Origin of the sequence: Streptomyces sp. 840.1 (assembly GCF_003751445.1) — a bacterium.
Lineage (GTDB): Bacteria > Actinomycetota > Actinomycetes > Streptomycetales > Streptomycetaceae > Streptomyces.
Genome location: NZ_RJUU01000001.1, coordinates 5194501 through 5210124, shown reverse-complemented (window position 1 = coordinate 5210124; position 15624 = coordinate 5194501). Strand labels below are relative to the sequence as shown.

The window sequence follows — 15624 nt, the reverse complement described above, 5'->3', positions numbered from 1 at the left end:
TTGAACCGTCGTGAAGTTGCTGCCGTGCTCACCTACGTCGGCCGCATCGATCCCCGCCTCATCCGCACGGACGAAGGCGAGGCCCGATCCCAGCTCGACAACTGGCACGAGCTGCTCGGCAGCGTGCCCATGGCCACCGGCCAGGGCTGGGATGTGCGCGACATCGTCCGCAAGTGCGTCATCGCCTCCCGGTACCCGATCCTCGCCGCCGACGTTGCCCGCGAGTGGACCGCGCACTACCGCGACCGGCTGCGCCGGCATACCGACCCGACCCCGATGGCCGACCCGGACAATCCGGCAGCCTGGAGAGCGGAGCTTGTCGCGACCCGCAAGGCCGTCGTGACCGGCCGGATAGCGCCGTCGCCTCACCGCGAGGTCACGTCGGGGGAACCGAGTCCCCGTCTGCAGGACATGCTCGACACCGTCGGCGCCTACGTCCCACCCACCGTACGAGCCGAGCTGGCGCCCTTCCGGCCGGCCCGCGCTGCCCGCGAAGCCGCCATCGCCGCAGGAGGCCCCGACCTCTTCAGCGTCCCGTGCGAGAGGTGCCGCGCCGCAGTAGGCGAGCCCTGCCGTGAACGCAGCGGTGGCGGTGTCCGGGACCGGAGCACGAAACCGCGGATCGAGCCGCATCCGGGCCGTGTCGAGGGCGCCCTGGCCGCTCAGGCGCAGGCAGTACCCGCCTGACCCAGCCCTCACCTCTCCATAAAAACGTTCCGCCTCACGTACGGCCCCTTGCCGTACCCCGAGCCCGCCTCGCCGCGCCAACCTCGCACCCCGCCACCGCCGGTGTCGAACGCCCCGCGCACTCCGAAGGCGCCCTCTGGAGACTGCCTTGCGCCACATCACCACCAACCACACGCCGCCCCCGACTATCCGGGGCATCGCTGACCACAGCTGGCAGGCCCGGGGCCTGTGCCACAACCTGCCGCCCAGGGTCATCGACGCGCTGTTCTTCCACGCGGCCCGCGCCCGCGCGGCCATCGACGAGGCCAAGTCGATCTGCGGCCAGTGCCCGGTGAAGAAGGCGTGCTTCGACTACGCCCTCGACAACGAGATCCGGCACGGCATGTGGGGCGGCCTCACTGAGGACGAGCGCCGCCCCTGGCACGCCAAGGTCAACAAGCGCCTGGACTACAGCCGAGTGAAGGCGGCCTTCGAAGGACGCGACATCCACCTCAGCGAGGCCGAACGCGAGGCCGCCACCCGCCACGCGTACGTCCGAGGCTGGAGCCCCGAGCGCCTCGCCTTCACGCTGCGGCTCGACCTGGACTGGGCGCGTGACCTGATGCGCAACGCCGCGCACGCTGTAGCCGACCGCGACCGCTACTGGGACCAGGACGACGAGACCGAGCCGGCCGACGACGACGAAACAGCCGAGGACGAGGACGTCGCCTCGCCGGTGCAGGTGCCCCGCCAGGTTCAGACCCACTCCCTGATCGCCGCTCTCCGAAAGGCCGCATGACTCACCCCATCGCCATGTCTCTGCCCCTCGGTATCGATCCTGTCTACACAGTCGCAGCTGCCGGAGTGCTAGCCCTGGTGCTGGCCGGATGGTCGATCCGACGCAACCGGACACAGGCAGGTGGCTTGCGCGCCGGCACCCCCACGGTCTGGGTCGCCGCCCTCGCTGCACTGGGCTGCACGGCATACAGCGCGGAGACCAGCTGGTTCTTCGCCGCTGACTACCTCGGCATGGCCGGCACTGTGCAACGGGCTGCCTTCTTCTCCACCGCCGAGCTGGCGCTGTTCGCGAACGCCCTCCTGGCCCGCCAGAACCTGCGCAATCAAGGCGCACCCGGCGTTCCCGGCACCCTGGTCTGGGTGCTCACCGGGGTGCAGATCATCCCGGCGTACGCGGAATCAGGGCCGGTCGGCGGCACCGTGCGAGCGATCGTCGGTCCGGTCATGGCGGCCATGCTCTGGCATCTGGCCATGGGTATCGAGCTGCGACTGCACAAGCCGGACGCCGCCTCGCAGGGGCTGCTGGCGACGCTCGGGCGCGAAGTGCGGGAACGTCTCCTCTCGCGCCTGGGCGTCGCCACGCGCAACCGCGACGCCGCCCAGATCACCCGGGAGCGCGCCACGGAACGGGCAGGGGCTCTCGCCTCGCGGCTGGCCAAGATGCCGGAGAAGGAACGCACGAATCGTTACGGGCGCCGGATCGAGCGGCGGCTTGAGACGGCCCTCTCACGATCCAGGGTCGGCACCGACCCTGATCAGCGTCGGGCGCTTCTGGAGCAGCTGGCCGCCCGTCGGCATGCCGCAGCCCTCGCCTCCGTCGCCTTGCCGTCCCCATGGACTCAGCCCTCGTGGGGGCAGGACGACCACTGTGGGGACCGGTCCCCACGCGCTGCGGCCCCGGGGACTCGGATGAACTCCGAGGAACACGCGAGCCATTCGGGGACGGTCCCCAAGGCCGGTCCCCGAATCGCGGCCTCGATCGGGAACCGAACTGTCGGGGACGCAGCCGAGACGGGAACGGCGGCCAAACCCGTTGGGGACGGTCCCCACACCGTCCCCAACGACAACGGGGACCACCTCGGTGAGCGCGACTCGCGTCTGCCCAGCCAGGGAGAAGAGGTGAAGACGGAGGGTCACGTCGTGGTCCCGGGGACCGAGGAGAGCGACGACGGCGCGGGCGGCAACGTTCACGAAGTCGCAGCGCAGAGGGGCGGCGGCCCTTCCCCGGCGGCCGTCCCCAATGACGACGAGGGCCGGGAACACCCCGACACCGAAGCGGGGACCGAGCCCGAAGGGGACCGTCCCCACACCGTCCCCAACGACGACGGGGACCAGGAACACCCCGACACCGAAGCGGGGACCGAGCCCGAAGGGGACCGTCCCCACACCGTCCCCAACGACGACGGGGACCAGGAACACCCCGACACCGAAGCGGGGACCGAGCCCGAAGGGGACCGTCCCCACACCGTCCCCCAGCGGCGAAAGCAGTCGCCGAAGGGCGGCTCCCGAAACCGTCCGGTCACCTTGAAGCCCAAGCGCTCGCGGAAGGGCCCTCGGCTGACCGTCGAGCAGATGGTCGACCGGGTTCGTCCGCACGTGCCCGCGCTGCTGGAACGGGACGGCAACGCGTCGATCACCCGTCCCCAGGTGCGGGAGATCCTCCGCGCCCAGGGCATCCAGGGCGGCCGGAACGACCGCCTGACACCGGTCTTGCAGAGGCTGCGCGACGAGGCGGCCACCACCACGACAAGGAGCACGACACGGTGAAGACCTGCCATCGGTTCGCCACCATCAAGTCCGCCTTTGAGCAGGACATCCGCTTTCTACGCGGTCACTCCGAGCGTCACCAGGGATCGACGTCGGCGAAGACCAGCGCGAAGAACGCCTTCTCAGTGAAGCGGAACATGGCGCGGGCCTTGAACAGACACCTCGACCGCTGCCCCGAGTGCGGCTGACCCCCGCAAAGAAGCAGGTCACGCACCTGATGCCGCATTCCGACCGGTGGCCCGGCCGATGCCGGGCCACCACCCCCTGCGAAGGAGGACCACCATTCCCGCGAGTCACCCGCGTACGCGCACCCCGTCGACCGCCGAGGCCGGCGCCTGGGCGGAAGTGCTCGTACGGCACCAGTTCCTGCACGGAGCCGTGCTGGCCCCCAATGGCCAGTGGCTCACGCAGGACCGCCCCGAGGCCCCCGTCCGCGTCCTCGACGGCCCGGCCGCCTTGGTCGAACTCGCCGCCGAGATCCAGCACCGCGTCCGCACTACGAGGAACCGCACCCGATGACGATCCCCACGACATCCCCCACTCACACGCACGGTGAGCCGGAATCCAACTCGACCTCACTGCGAGCAAGTTGGTGCAAGAGCATTGCTCCCGTTGGGAGCAATGCTCTTGCGTCTCCCGCCCCTGGGGTGGCGGGAGCGGATCGGCACCGGGGGGCGCCGATCCGTCAGGATACGGCCGAGGGCGGCTCGCATCCTGAGGAGGCGGAGAGCCACTCCTGCCACCGCACCGATTGCACCCACGCCGTACCGCCGAAGCCCCGTGTTCAGCAGCGTGAGCGCCTGCGCGACGAGAAGAAGCGCATGCACCAGCCGAGCTGCCGCATGAACGACACCGAGTACCAGCTCCTCGTCCGTGCCGCAGCCGCCTGCAACATGAGCGTCGCCAACTACCTCGCACGCACCGCACTCAAAGCCGCCCGCAACCTCGACCTCACCGCCGCCGAAATCGCCGGCGAACGCGAAATGCTCGCCGAGCTGTTCAGCCTACGGCGCCATCTCGGACAGATCGGCAACAACGTCAACCAGGTTGCCAAGACGCTCAATTCAGGCGGTGACGCCCCGCACGCCGACGCGGTCCTCTCCGCCGTACACCGTGCCGCTCGACGCGTGGACACCTTCACCCAGCACTACCTGGACAGCGAGCGCCCGGCCACGTGATCCCCAGAGTCCACGACATGGGCCATGACACCCGCGGACTGGTGGCCTACCTGTACGGCCCCGGCAAGGCCGAGGAGCACATCAATCCGCACCTGGTCGCCGCGTGGGACAGCCAGGCCCCCGACCCCGTCCACAATTCGAAGGCCACGTACGGCGACCTGCAGCGCCTGCTCGACCAGCCCGTCATGGCTCTGCCCGAGAGCGCCAGGCCCGACGAGTACGTATGGCACCTGTCCGTACGCGCCGCGCCGGAGGATCCGATCCTCACCGACGAGCAGTGGGCCGACATCGCCCGCCGCATGGTCGCCGCCACCGGCATCGCCCCCGAAGGCGACGACGCCGCCTGCCGCTGGGCGGCCGTCCGCCACGCCGACGATCACATCCACATCGTCGCCACCGTCGTACGCGAGGACGGCCGCCAGGCCCGCATCCGCCAGGACGGCGCCCGCTCCCAGACCGAAGCCCGAAAGGTCGAAATCGACTACGGGCTACGCCGGTTGAACGTCGGCGACGGAACCGCCGCCAAGCGCCCCACCAGCGCCGAACGCCACAAGGCGAACCGCCAGGGCAAGGAACGCACCCCACGCGAGGAGCTGCGCGAGACCGTGCGCCGCGCCGCAGCCGGAGTCGCCAGCGAGGAGGAGTTCTTCGACCGCCTGACCGCCGCCGGCCTCCTGATCCGCCAGCGCACCGCACCATCCGGCGACCTGCTCGGCTACAAGGTCGGGTTGGTGGACGACCGCAACGAGGACCAGGAGCCGATCTACTATTCCGGCTCCACCCTGGCACCCGACCTCTCCCTGCCCCGCATCCGCAAGCGGTGGGCTGCCGACGCCTCCGGTCACCACAGCGACGCCACCACGGACCGCTCCCCCGGCTCGCCCCGGATCAGCCCGTCGGCCGCTCGGCGGCAGGCGACGACAGCGGTCTGGCAGACCGTGCTGATCCTCGACCAGGGCGACGACGGGCAGATCGCCGCGCACCTCGCCGCAGCCGGCGAGGTCCTCGACGCGCTCGCCAAGACCTCGGCCGCGCACACCCGCCGTGAACTGCAAGATGCCGCCTGGGCGTTCGAGCGGGCGACCCGCTCCCACGTCCAGGCCGAGCGCGGCCACGACCGTGCCCTGCGTCAGGCTGCCCGCGATCTCGTCTACGGCGGTCCCGCCCTCGGCCGCGGGGAGGACGGTGCCACCACCGCCATGCTCATCGACATGGCGTTCTTCCTGGTCACGGCTGCCGCCCACTGGCACGGGAAGAAGGAGCACGCCCAGCAGGCCGCTGCTGCCCGCCAGGCCGCCGACCACCTGCGTGCCGCCTACCAGGCCGCCGCGCCCCTGCACCTCGGCGTGATGCACCAGCGCGGTCGCCGCCTGTCCCAGCCCCTCCAACGCAAGCAGGCCGCCTATCTCCGACAGGCGGTGCCGGAGCTGGCCGGCCAGGTCCTCGCCGAGCCCGGCTGGTACGCCCTGGCCGCCACCCTCGTCGACGTCGAGAACGTCGGCCACGACCCCGCCGCGCTCCTGGCGAGCGCCGTGGAGCGCCGCGAGCTGGAGACCGCAGAATCGATCAGTGACGTGCTGGTATGGCGGCTGCGGCGGATGGCGGATCTGCCTGCGGACACATCGACTGCGCCGGAGAGCGGTACGGCAAGGGCTGCCGCATCGAAGGGACAGACGCGGAAGAAGTCGACGCCACCGTCGCAGAACGCCTCGGCCAAGCGGAGCGGCACGAGAGAACCCCGGCGCTGAGCGCCGCGCTCACAACACCGAGGCGCACATCGCGATGACCACGGTGGCGCCTGCGATGCACAGCATGATGGTGCGCGCCTCCGGCACCCGGCGACCTCACAGTTCAGGCTGCGGCTCGCGGGTGCCGGAGCACCTGTAGCCGGTCGCGTGCTCCGTGACCGGCGACTCCAGCCAGTAGGCGCCGCTCAGCTGCGTCGGGAATGCTGAAGGACCTGCACTTCGCATGCTCTGGGCAACGCCCGTCCGCCCAAAACGGCACGTGCCGCAACCGATCTGGAACGAAAACAGGCGGCCCACGCCCCGCCCACGGGTGCCGTTCCGAAGCTCTCCGACAAGTCGTCCGCATTCAACATTTCTAGAGTTGCAGCAGGTCAGGGAGTTGCGGCACTCTCCTCGTGCAGGCGAGACGAGAGAGAGGGAGACGGCATGTTCCGACGCAACCGTGCGGACCGAGAATTCCGTGAAGCCCAGCGTGCCGGCCAGGCAGTGCTGGCGATGCACACCCAGCTGCCGCTGCCGGACTGCCCCGGCCCCCACGCAGCGCCAGCACCTGCCGCGCCGGAGTCCACGGTGGTGCCCGACTTCCTGCCGGCGGACTTCCAGGCTCCGTCCCGCCAGGACGTCTCGGGGTTCATGATGCGCTGGGACCTGCCGCTCGTCATCGACGGCGACGTCCACCAGTGCCACTGCGGCGCGTACCGGAACTGGATCGTCTTCAACATGCGTGACGACTCGGTGTGGCTGCGCTGCGAGGCCGGCCACGAGGCCAAGGAGCCCCGTCTGGACACCGCCTGGTACAACCGCAACTCCGGTCCGGTCGACCACTTCCACCCCACCCTCGACGAGGGCCTGCGCCACCTCGGCCAATGAAGTCGCGAAACCCCTTCCCCAGCACTGCGTTCGTCGGCACCCGGGGGGCCGACCTGGTCAGACCGTCCATCTCGCATCACCAGGGGTTTCCGCATGCGCCGTTCCGCCACGACCGCCCTCGCCCTGAGCGCCTTCACCGTCATCGCCCTGACGGGCTGCTCCCGCAGCACCAAGCCCGCCGGCGCCTCGACCGCGCCCTCCGCACACCGGGGCGGTAACAGCGCCTCCGCGTCCGCGCCGCTCTCGTCGGCCAAGCTGAACAAGCGGCTGTTGAACGAGAGCGACCTGGGCCAGGGCTACACCCGCAAGCCCCGGGCCGCTGACCGGCACGACGACGTCACCGTCATCGGCTGCCCGGCGCTGGAGAAGCTCGACAGCGACACGGCCACGGGGGCCACCCTCGACTTCACCCGCAAGGCGAAGGCATCCTTCACCTACACCGGCAACACCCACTCCGAGGTGAGCGAGGAGCTGTACAGCGACAGCGCAACGAAGCTGTCCAACGGCATCGGGAAGGTCTACAACGCGATGATCTCCTGCCCGTCCTACCAGGTGACGTCGGGCAGCGCCGTCATCGGCATGGGCACGGAGAAGACGGCCGCGCCCGACCTCGGTGACGAGCAGTGGAGTCAGCTGCTCACCTACTCCGCCGACGGACAGCACAGCGTCGTCAAGCAGACGGCGATCCGCACCGGCAACGTCCTGGTGATCGTCTCCGGCTCGCCGGGCCTCGTGGACGCCTACCTGGACAAGGCGCTCAGCAAGGCACGCAGCGCACACTGACCCGCTCCAACGTCCGAAAACCCGGTGTCCGGGCCTGCCGGATAGACAGGCCCGGACACCGAGTTTTCGGCCTCTGCGCCGATCAGCCCGCCAGGCGCAGTTCGCCCGGCTCGTAACGCAGTTGGAATGTCTGCGCATGCTCCCCGTCCATCCAGTACAGGGTCATGGTCGAGAGCATGCTTCTTTTCACATACCGGGTTCGTGAGGGCATTCCTTCGTCCTGCTCGACGATCCAGGATTCCACCCGTTCCGGCAGGCTGAACCGCAACGCGTATACGTCCGGGTGCTCGGCCGAGCGCAGTTCCCAGACGGGATGCGAAGCCGACTGATGCAGTCGCCGCACGCGCACGGCGTGCGTGGGGTGTTCTCTCGCGTAATTCACGAACCCGTACAGGTCATTCGACGCCAGTCCCAGAACGAACGGTGCTGCGGGAAAGGCCAGCACAAGGCCCAATGTGGACCGGCTGTGCAGCGCCTGGGCAAGTTCGTCGAGCGGCTCGCGGAATTGATCGGGCAGGTATGCGTCCTCGGCGTACATATCCAGCAGCGGGCCACGAAGGTACGCGCGTATCTGGTGCATCTTCGGCCGCTCGCCAGCAGGCGCGGCTTCCAGCGCTGCGTGAATCGTGTCGGCCGCGATCCAGACAAGATCCCGCAGCACGGCGAAGTCCGGAGCCGAGAGGTCGATCAGGGATATCTGATGAGCCAGCGCGTAGTCCTGGGCTTCCTTGCTGAACCCTGACGTTGAGAAGATCGCGTAGTTGTAGCGGTACCGCGTCCTCGGCCGGCCCGTACCCGCAGCGGTGAGCGTAGTGGTCTCGCCCTCGTTCACGTCGTGAATCACGCCGTGACCGTTACGCACGGTCGGCAGACCAACTCGCGTCGCGGTCAGATACTTCGCCTCAACGAACAAGCGGACAGGCAGCGAGAACGGCGGGACGTACCGGAACTGCCCGAGCGCATCAACCTGGTGCCACGCCCCGCGCCCACGGACCAGCAAGCCATTCTTGTCCTCTTTAAGGACCTTCCAAGGCTCCTTGTCCTTATCGTCATTGGCCGTGAGCACTTCGAAGCCGCTGGATCGCAGCAACCAGGCCAGCACCTCCTCCAGGAGGTAGCCGCGCAGTGGTCCTTTGCCTATCAGTTTGCCTGCCACAAGAGCGATCCTATTCAGGGACCGGATCATGGATTCACCGGCGCCGCCACCTTCCCTACGCAGGTACGGCTAAGGCCCGGCGGTTCCGCTCCCATGAAGAGAGTGGAACCACCGGGCCTGGAGGGGCGGGCATCACCCCATCTATCCCGTTCTTCGACCGCCCGCGCTCGTCGTCAGCTGCGGCGGACGACGGTGAGGCGGCCCTCCGTGCCTTCGGGCAGCCTCCGGCGCGGCACCGGGCCGGGTGCGGCGAGCGAGGAGGCGAAGGCGGCGACCAGCTCGTGAGGGGCGCTCGCGCTGAAGCTCGCACACCACAGGTAGGGCGAACCCAGCACGGGTTCCGCCCATGCCTGCCACCCCAGAAGGTCATCCCGGGGGTCGGCGTCGTGGATGAGCGGCGGCAGCATCTCAAGCGAGACGCTGGCGGAGAAGCCGGGGTCCGTCGCGGTGGTGCGCGGGCGGTCCATGTCGCGTAGCCAGCCCCGCGCGCCGAGTGCGGTGAGCACCGACTCGGCGCCCTCGAATCCGGCATCGGGTGTGGCGCAGGCGTCGAGTGCGAGCAGGAGGTCGGCGAGGGCCTCGTGCGGGACGCCGGCAGTGAAGTAGGCGTTCCACTCGGTCAGCGCCGAGGCGGCGTGGGGACGGGCCGACAGCTGCCAGGCCACCGGGAGTCCGCCCAGCTCGAACGGGTAGGCGGCGAGGATCCACTCGGCGCCGCGCAGTCCGTCCGGGCTCACATAGAGCAGGGTGTTGCGGGAGGTCGGCCACATGCGCCAGCCGAGGCCAGTCAGGGTGTCGCCGATCCGCTCGGCAAGGGCTCCGTCATCGCCGGCCAGGTGGCGCGGAGTGACCCAGTACAGCGGGCCCGGCGAGTCGGAGTGGGAGGGCTCGATGGGGTGGTGCGGGTGCAGGGGCGCCTCCGTACGCTCGGGGATGGATCACTGGCCGGTGTTCGGCCCTGTCGCGCCACGTCGGCGGCGTCGGGGTGCCTCGACCGACTCCTGCCAGGTCAGAGCCACGGCGACCGCAGGCGGCAGGGGGCCGAACTGCTCGGCCTCCTCGGACTCGGCGATGTAGACCATCGGCCGGCCGCGCTCGTCGACCGTGTTGTGCACAGCGCCCATCCGGTGGGCCATGGGGAAGAAGGGGTTGATGGCGAGCCGGACAGGCGTGTCGCGGTCGCAGGCGGACAGCAGGTCGAGGATGTCGCCGGCGGTCATCTCGGGCGAGTGTGGGCCCAAGGCGTTCTCCTAGCGGTAGTGGACAGGGCCGCGAGAGCAGAGGCAGCGTACGCGGGGATGGGGACTGCAGGTCACGATGGCCGGGAGGTGGCAAGGATCCGAGTCACGACAGCTGCGACGATCTCCGCCGGAGTGTCCGTACCGAAGGCCATCCGGTACCCCGGCACATTCGCGGTACCGGCGACGGCGATCACCCAGCCCTCGCCCGTCACCCAGTCCTCGTCAGGGCCGCCGGGACGGCCGTCCTGGAAGTAGCCGAGGTAGAACCGGCCGTCGCGCGAGCTGACGTGCACGTCGGCCCGGTCGTCCACGATGTGGGTGAAGTCGGTGTCCGGAAACAGGTCGATCACGTCCATCGGCTGATAGGCACCCAGCTTCCAGGAGCGGAGCCGCAGGGCCGCGACCGTCGTGGCGAATCCAGGTTGCGCCGCATCCAATGCCACAGCATCCCCTCTCTGACCTGGGGGTTTTCGGGAAGGTCGTTTAGGTTGACATGCTGTGGCAGCGTCCACCAGTCCTTTGGGCGATCTTCCTTGTCTGCCCCCGGCGAACTGCTTACGCTCGCCCCCTCAACGGACTGCCGATTGGGCACGAGGCAGGCGGAAAACTGCTATCTGGCCGCCCTGGCCGAGGCACTTGCAGACAACGAAGACCTCCTGCGCACACCCCGACGGCCCATGGGCCCGCGCTCATGCCACCACCGCCGCGAAGCCCCCACCGTGCGCCCGGCGGCCCCCGACCGCCTAATTGCTGGGGGTACCGGTGTACGGCGCCCGCGTCACCATCACGCCCGACGGTGAAATCGCCTTCACCCAGAGTGGCGGGTAGGTGACGCTGTAGTCCACCCCGGCTCAATGAGCAATCCCCCGGCCAGGACCATCCCAGCCGGGGGATTGCGCTCTTCCCCGTTACCGCTGGGGTTGCAACTGCTCTCCGTAGGTCTGGGCCTGTGTCCGCCACATGTCCGCGTACTCTCCGTCCAGGCCGAGCAGGGACTCGTGGGTGCCCTCCTCAATGAGTCGCCCGCGGTCAAGCACGACGATCCGGTCAGCACTCCGGGTCGAGCCCAGCCGGTGGGTGATGAGGATGACCGTTCGCCCGGCTCCCAACGCCCGGATCCGCTCGTACATCGCCTCCTCAGCCCGGGGGTCGAGCGCGGAAGTCGGCTCGTCGCAGATCAGCACGGGTGCGTCCTTGCGGAAGAAGGCCCGCGCGCCGGCCAGGCGCTGCCACTGTCCGCCGGACAGGTCCCGGCCGCCCCATTGCGACGGCGCGAGGTTGGTGTCCAGCCCGTCGGCTAGCTGCTCGATCACCACGTCGGCTCCTGCGAGCTTTGCGGCTTCCATCACGGCTTGGTCGTCGCCGTCGCCCTGTCCGAGGGTGATGTTCTCCCGCGCAGCCACCGGCCACCGGGCGATGTCCTGCGGCAGCATCGCCAGCTTCGCCCACACCGCCTCCGGGTCAACGGTCGCCAGGTCGACGCCGCCCCACTCGACCGCTCCCTGAGTCGGCTCGTACAGGCCCGCCAGCAGCTTCGCCAGCGTCGACTTCCCCGAGCCGTTTGCCCCGACGATCGCCAGCGTCTCGCCACGCCGCACGGTCACGCTCACCCGGTCCAGGGCGGGGGTGGTGTGCCCGGGGTAGTGGAAGGTGATGTCCTTGGCCAGGAGCACGTCCGGCTCCGCCGGGACCGTCCCGGTGAACTCCCTGGCCCGCGTCCGCTGTTCTCCGTCCGCGACGAAGTCGGCCCAGTCGCCGAGGTAGAGACCGGTCTTGTAGGTGGTGTTCATCCCGGTCACGAGCCCGGCGAGCATCATGCGGCTGGCCTGCACCGCCACCACCGCAGTGCCTGCCGCCGCCAGCGGCACCCGGCCTGAGATCACCAGAGCGGCGAGCGCCGCGTACACCAGCATCGCCGCGGCACCGGCCAGGGCGTCGCCCAGCAGCTGGTAGCGGCCGGTCTCCCGGCCCACCCGGGCCGCGTGCGCCGTCAGCCGCTCGGTCACCTCCGTGAACCGGCTCAGCAGCCAGGGCCGCATCGTCGCGGCGCGCACGTCCAGCGCGGTCGGCCGCCCGGCGGTGTTGTAGATGAGGGTGTGCCGCAGCCGTCGATCGGCCAGGGTGTGGCGCTCGGCGCGGTATGCCGAGCGGGCCGCCTGTACTGCCGCCGCCCCGCGGGGGACCACGGCCAGGAGCAACAGAGGAAGGAGAAGGGGGTGGAGGGCGGCGAGGATGCCGGCGGAGGCGAGCAACCCGATCAGGGCGGTGCTGACGGCGGTGAGCGCGTCGACCATCAGGTGGGCGTCCTTCGACGCCCGGTTCGCGGCCTCGCTGTGGTCGCACCAGGCCGGGTCGTCGTACGAGGCGAGCGGAACGCTGGTGGCGGCGTGGAGGTAGCGGAGTTCGGCGATGGCGTCGACGCGGGGCCCGATCCGGGCGGTGGTGGCCAGGGTGGCGGCCCCGATCAGGGAGCGGAGGGCGGCGGCCGTCATGATGACGATGATCGCGGGGAGCGCGGAGTGCAGCCGGTCGGCGGCCGGGCCGGAGGCGAACAGCGGGGAGAGCGCGCCCTTGGTGGCGTACAGGCCGATCGCGGTAGCGATGCCGCTACCTACCTGGAGCAGTGCGGTGAGCAGCAGTGCGGGCCGGTCGGCCTGCCAGGCCAGGCGCAGGGCTGTGGCCGACAGGGCTGGCAGGCGCCGGGCCATGGTGGCGAAGGAGTCGTTGAGGGCGCTGTCGTGGCGTTCGGCGCTGACCGCGTACTGCGGGATGACGTCCGTGGCGGCGGGGCGGGCGCGCCGCCGCCACGGTACTCGGGGTGCAGGGGCGGACTGTTCGTGGTGCGTGGTTTTCATACCGGGCGCAACGCGTCACCCATACGGGTGGTTGTGGTGGCGAAGGGTGGCGAATTTCAGTTCGATGATTCCACCGTGAGAGCGGCCCGGTACGGCCACACTCGGTCGGCGGGTTCCTGCCCGTGTACGGCGTCTGCGGTGGCGATCCAGGCGTGCGCGCCCTGCGGTACGAACCGGGCCCCGAGCACCCACGCCACTCGGCGGCCGGTCAGTGCGGCGGCCAGGTAGGCGGCCAGCGACTCCTCCAGGCACGCTGCCCTGCCGGGCCACCACCCGACCGCCCGGCGTACCGCCGCGCACACCGCGTCGGCCTCCTCCGGTGAGGCGGGTCGGCCCGGCAGGCGGCCCGCGAGCCGGGCGGCACGCACCACCAGCCGTACGGGAAGACAGCGCAGCAGCACCAGCGCCGTCCCCAGCCCTACGTGCCCGGCCGCACGCACCCCCGGGCGTGGCCGGGCCACGGCATCGACATACCGGACCTCGGCGACCTTGCTCGTCGGCGGGTGGGACGCGGCGGTGAACAGGCACTCGGAGTCGAGCTGGTCGGCCAGAGCCTTCATGTCGGCGCGCACCCGGTCAGGGTCGGTGCCCCGCTGCGCCCAGTAGGCGACCATCTCCTCCACGGCCTGCTCTCGCAGCGTGCCGGAGACGACCTTCCGCCACAGGCCGGCCCCCACCGGGTCGAGGAACCGCCACTTCCCGTGGGTGGTCCGCAGGTCCATCAGGGCCACCCCGTCCTTGGTGTCGGCGGCGAACACCCGCGCGGCCGTCACGCTGCCACCCGGGGCGCGTCCGTCCGCTCCCACCACGCGGAGCGGCCGAGCGGGAGCAGTGCCAGCCAGAGCTCGGCCGTCACCAGGCCGTGCAGCGCCGCCAGCGGGATCGTCTCCCCGCGAACGCCGGCGTCGAGCGCGGCCATCACCCGGCTCCGGTCGAGGAGGCCCGCCTGTACGAGGACGGACCCGGTCAGAATTCGGCGGACCGCTGGAGCATGTGCCCGTAGCCCGTCGTACAGGCTGCCGGTGAACGGAGTCTTCGTGCGCCGCTCCAGCAGCACGTCCGGCACAAGGCCGGTGAACGCCGCGAGGGCGAGCGGCTTGAACGCGCCCGGCCGTGACCGCTCCCACCCGGGTATTGCGTGGCACAGGTCGACGACACGGCTGTCCAGCAGCGGGGCGTGCACCGGCAGACCCCACAGGGTGCGCGACATCTGGTCGAAGGTCGAGTGCCCATCACCCATCAGCTCCAGGGCCAGCCGCTCGTGCAGCCGCCCCGGCGTCTCGCGCCGATCCGCGCTGACGGCTCGCGCGCCGACCAGATCGGCCACGAGCGTGCGACCCGACCGGGTCAGCCACGGCAGGGCCCCGCCGACACCGCACCACGCCAGGATGCGTGCTGCTCCCGCTGGGCCGTCCATGCGGCCTGCCTCCACCCGGTCGGCAAGCTTCTCCAGCGCGTGCGGGTAGGGGGTAGCGATCGTACGTGCGGCCTGGGTCAGCAGTTCGGTGCCCGAGGCGCGCCGGGACCGGGCCAGCGCGGCTATGCGCCGCCAGGCCGCCGCCCGCTGCCCGGCCCGGAACTGATCGAGAGGCATCGATCCGACGGCATCCAGCACGTCGTCCCCACCCCGCCCGGTCAGGTGCAGCCGCGATCCGCTCTGCACCGGCCCCGCGAACTGCACCCGCTTCATCTCCAGCAGACCCAGGCTGTAGGTGGGGGTGTCGGTCAGCGGCAGGAGGTGCGGATCGTCCAGCCCGCCGAAGTGCCGCACCGCCCCCGTGCCGCCCTCCACCACCTGATGGCGGACGCCCGGCAGTTCGGCCGCCACCAGGCGGGCGTAGTGCACATCGTCCTCGTCCTTCATCCGGGCGTCGGTGTAGGTCACCGCGAGCAGCCGCGTGCTCATCGCGGCGACTGACGCAACGACGCTGCTGTCCATCCCGCCGGACAGGTCCGATGAGATGAGGCCGCCCGTCATCGTCCGCCGCTGCACCGCCTCGACCACGGCATCGCGTACGAGCGGCGCGGCCTTGTCGAACGCCAGCCGGCCCACCGGCGGCGCGACCGGTTCCGTACGCGGCGGCTGTCCCTCTTCGAGGACCAGGGCGTGGCCGGGCCGTACCCGCCGCACCCCGTGGAAGTGCGACGCACCGTCGAGCACATCCACCCCCTGGAGCATCATCTGCCCGAGCAGCACCGCAGGATCCGCCTCGTGCCCGCCGAGCGCGGCCAGCGGTGCCGCCGCCGTTCCCCACAGCACCCGGTCGGCAAACCGCATCCAGAACACCTGGACCGTTCCCGCCCGGTCCCCCATGACCCGCCAGACCCGGCCGGTGCGCACCAGCACGAGGGCCACGCCAGGTAGCCGGGCCGCCGCCACCCAATCGCCGCGCGCCGCCGCCGCGGCGGCCCGTTCCAGCTCGACCACGGAGGCCAGGCAGCTACCGGCCACCACAACCGTGCCGTCCCCGAAACTGCCTCGCCGGATCTCGCCCGCCCTGAACTGGTTCGCCCAGACCCCAAGGCCGCCCACACCGGCTACCTCGACTGCCCCCTTCGGCC

The 15624-nt window shown here is 70.6% G+C and carries 16 protein-coding genes; 9 read left to right on the top strand and 7 right to left on the bottom strand.

Annotated elements, in window-relative coordinates:
• From EDD93_RS23850 to EDD93_RS23810, 9 genes are all read left to right on the top strand, one after another.
• Complete coding sequence (locus EDD93_RS23850; RefSeq protein WP_123527091.1) at positions 1–687, top strand: hypothetical protein; 687 nt, start codon at positions 1–3, stop codon at positions 685–687.
• A gap of 148 nt (positions 688–835) precedes the next feature.
• Entirely contained in the window at positions 836–1465 is a 630-nt protein-coding gene (locus EDD93_RS23845; protein WP_123527090.1) for a WhiB family transcriptional regulator, read from the top strand.
• 125 nt (positions 1466–1590) lie between these two features.
• Entirely contained in the window at positions 1591–3231 is a 1641-nt protein-coding gene (locus tag EDD93_RS23840) for a hypothetical protein (RefSeq protein WP_260255835.1), read from the top strand.
• A complete protein-coding gene (locus EDD93_RS23835; protein WP_123527088.1) occupies positions 3228–3419 on the top strand; it encodes a hypothetical protein in 192 nt (63 codons plus the stop codon). Before EDD93_RS23840 ends, EDD93_RS23835 begins: the two co-directional genes overlap by 4 nt.
• A gap of 58 nt (positions 3420–3477) precedes the next feature.
• On the top strand, positions 3478–3750 hold the full coding sequence (locus EDD93_RS23830) for a hypothetical protein (protein WP_123527946.1): 273 nt from the start codon (positions 3478–3480) through the stop codon (positions 3748–3750).
• A 302-nt stretch (positions 3751–4052) separates the two neighbouring features.
• On the top strand, positions 4053–4409 hold the full coding sequence (locus tag EDD93_RS40340) for a plasmid mobilization protein (protein ID WP_260255834.1): 357 nt from the start codon (positions 4053–4055) through the stop codon (positions 4407–4409).
• A complete protein-coding gene (locus tag EDD93_RS23820) occupies positions 4406–6157 on the top strand; it encodes a relaxase/mobilization nuclease domain-containing protein (RefSeq protein WP_123527086.1) in 1752 nt (583 codons plus the stop codon). The genes EDD93_RS40340 and EDD93_RS23820 overlap by 4 nt, the downstream gene beginning before the upstream one ends.
• Before the next feature lie 426 nt (positions 6158–6583).
• A complete protein-coding gene (locus tag EDD93_RS23815; protein ID WP_123527085.1) occupies positions 6584–7027 on the top strand; it encodes a hypothetical protein in 444 nt (147 codons plus the stop codon).
• A gap of 93 nt (positions 7028–7120) precedes the next feature.
• Positions 7121–7810 carry a hypothetical protein gene (locus EDD93_RS23810; protein WP_123527084.1) on the top strand — a complete coding sequence of 230 codons (690 nt, stop codon included), beginning with the start codon at positions 7121–7123 and terminating at the stop codon, positions 7808–7810.
• Positions 7811–7892: 82 nt separating this feature from the next.
• Here the strand turns inward: EDD93_RS23810 and EDD93_RS23805 are convergent, their stop codons facing one another.
• The 7 genes from EDD93_RS23805 to EDD93_RS23775 form a co-directional block, all read right to left on the bottom strand.
• Complete coding sequence (locus EDD93_RS23805) at positions 7893–8966, bottom strand: hypothetical protein (protein WP_185092421.1); 1074 nt, start codon at positions 8964–8966, stop codon at positions 7893–7895.
• Positions 8967–9139: 173 nt separating this feature from the next.
• The gene (locus tag EDD93_RS23800; RefSeq protein WP_123527083.1) at positions 9140–9826 is read right to left on the bottom strand and encodes a DUF317 domain-containing protein; all 687 of its coding nucleotides are present in this window, start codon (positions 9824–9826) and stop codon (positions 9140–9142) included.
• 78 nt (positions 9827–9904) lie between these two features.
• On the bottom strand, positions 9905–10186 hold the full coding sequence (locus EDD93_RS23795; RefSeq protein WP_123527082.1) for a hypothetical protein: 282 nt from the start codon (positions 10184–10186) through the stop codon (positions 9905–9907).
• 92 nt (positions 10187–10278) lie between these two features.
• A complete protein-coding gene (locus EDD93_RS23790; protein WP_123527081.1) occupies positions 10279–10650 on the bottom strand; it encodes a DUF317 domain-containing protein in 372 nt (123 codons plus the stop codon).
• Between the two features lie 465 nt (positions 10651–11115).
• The gene (locus EDD93_RS23785; RefSeq protein WP_123527080.1) at positions 11116–13062 is read right to left on the bottom strand and encodes an ABC transporter ATP-binding protein; all 1947 of its coding nucleotides are present in this window, start codon (positions 13060–13062) and stop codon (positions 11116–11118) included.
• A 56-nt stretch (positions 13063–13118) separates the two neighbouring features.
• Positions 13119–13835: a lasso peptide biosynthesis B2 protein gene (locus EDD93_RS23780; protein ID WP_123527079.1), complete on the bottom strand. Its 717-nt coding sequence runs from the start codon at positions 13833–13835 to the stop codon at positions 13119–13121.
• Positions 13832–15595 (bottom strand): asparagine synthase-related protein, encoded by a 1764-nt coding sequence (locus EDD93_RS23775; RefSeq protein ID WP_148083892.1) that lies wholly within the window; start codon positions 15593–15595, stop codon positions 13832–13834. The genes EDD93_RS23780 and EDD93_RS23775 overlap by 4 nt, the downstream gene beginning before the upstream one ends.
• Between the last annotated feature and the right edge of the window lie 29 nt (positions 15596–15624).

Coding starts and splice junctions, on each gene's coding strand:
- EDD93_RS23830 (WP_123527946.1), top strand. CDS start 3,478: ATGCCGGGCCACCACCCCCTGCGAAGGAGGACCACCATTCCCGCGAGT.
- EDD93_RS40340 (WP_260255834.1), top strand. CDS start 4,053: ATGCACCAGCCGAGCTGCCGCATGAACGACACCGAGTACCAGCTCCTC.
- EDD93_RS23815 (WP_123527085.1), top strand. CDS start 6,584: ATGTTCCGACGCAACCGTGCGGACCGAGAATTCCGTGAAGCCCAGCGT.
- EDD93_RS23810 (WP_123527084.1), top strand. CDS start 7,121: ATGCGCCGTTCCGCCACGACCGCCCTCGCCCTGAGCGCCTTCACCGTC.
- EDD93_RS23795 (WP_123527082.1), bottom strand. CDS start 10,186: ATGACCGCCGGCGACATCCTCGACCTGCTGTCCGCCTGCGACCGCGAC.
- EDD93_RS23785 (WP_123527080.1), bottom strand. CDS start 13,062: ATGAAAACCACGCACCACGAACAGTCCGCCCCTGCACCCCGAGTACCG.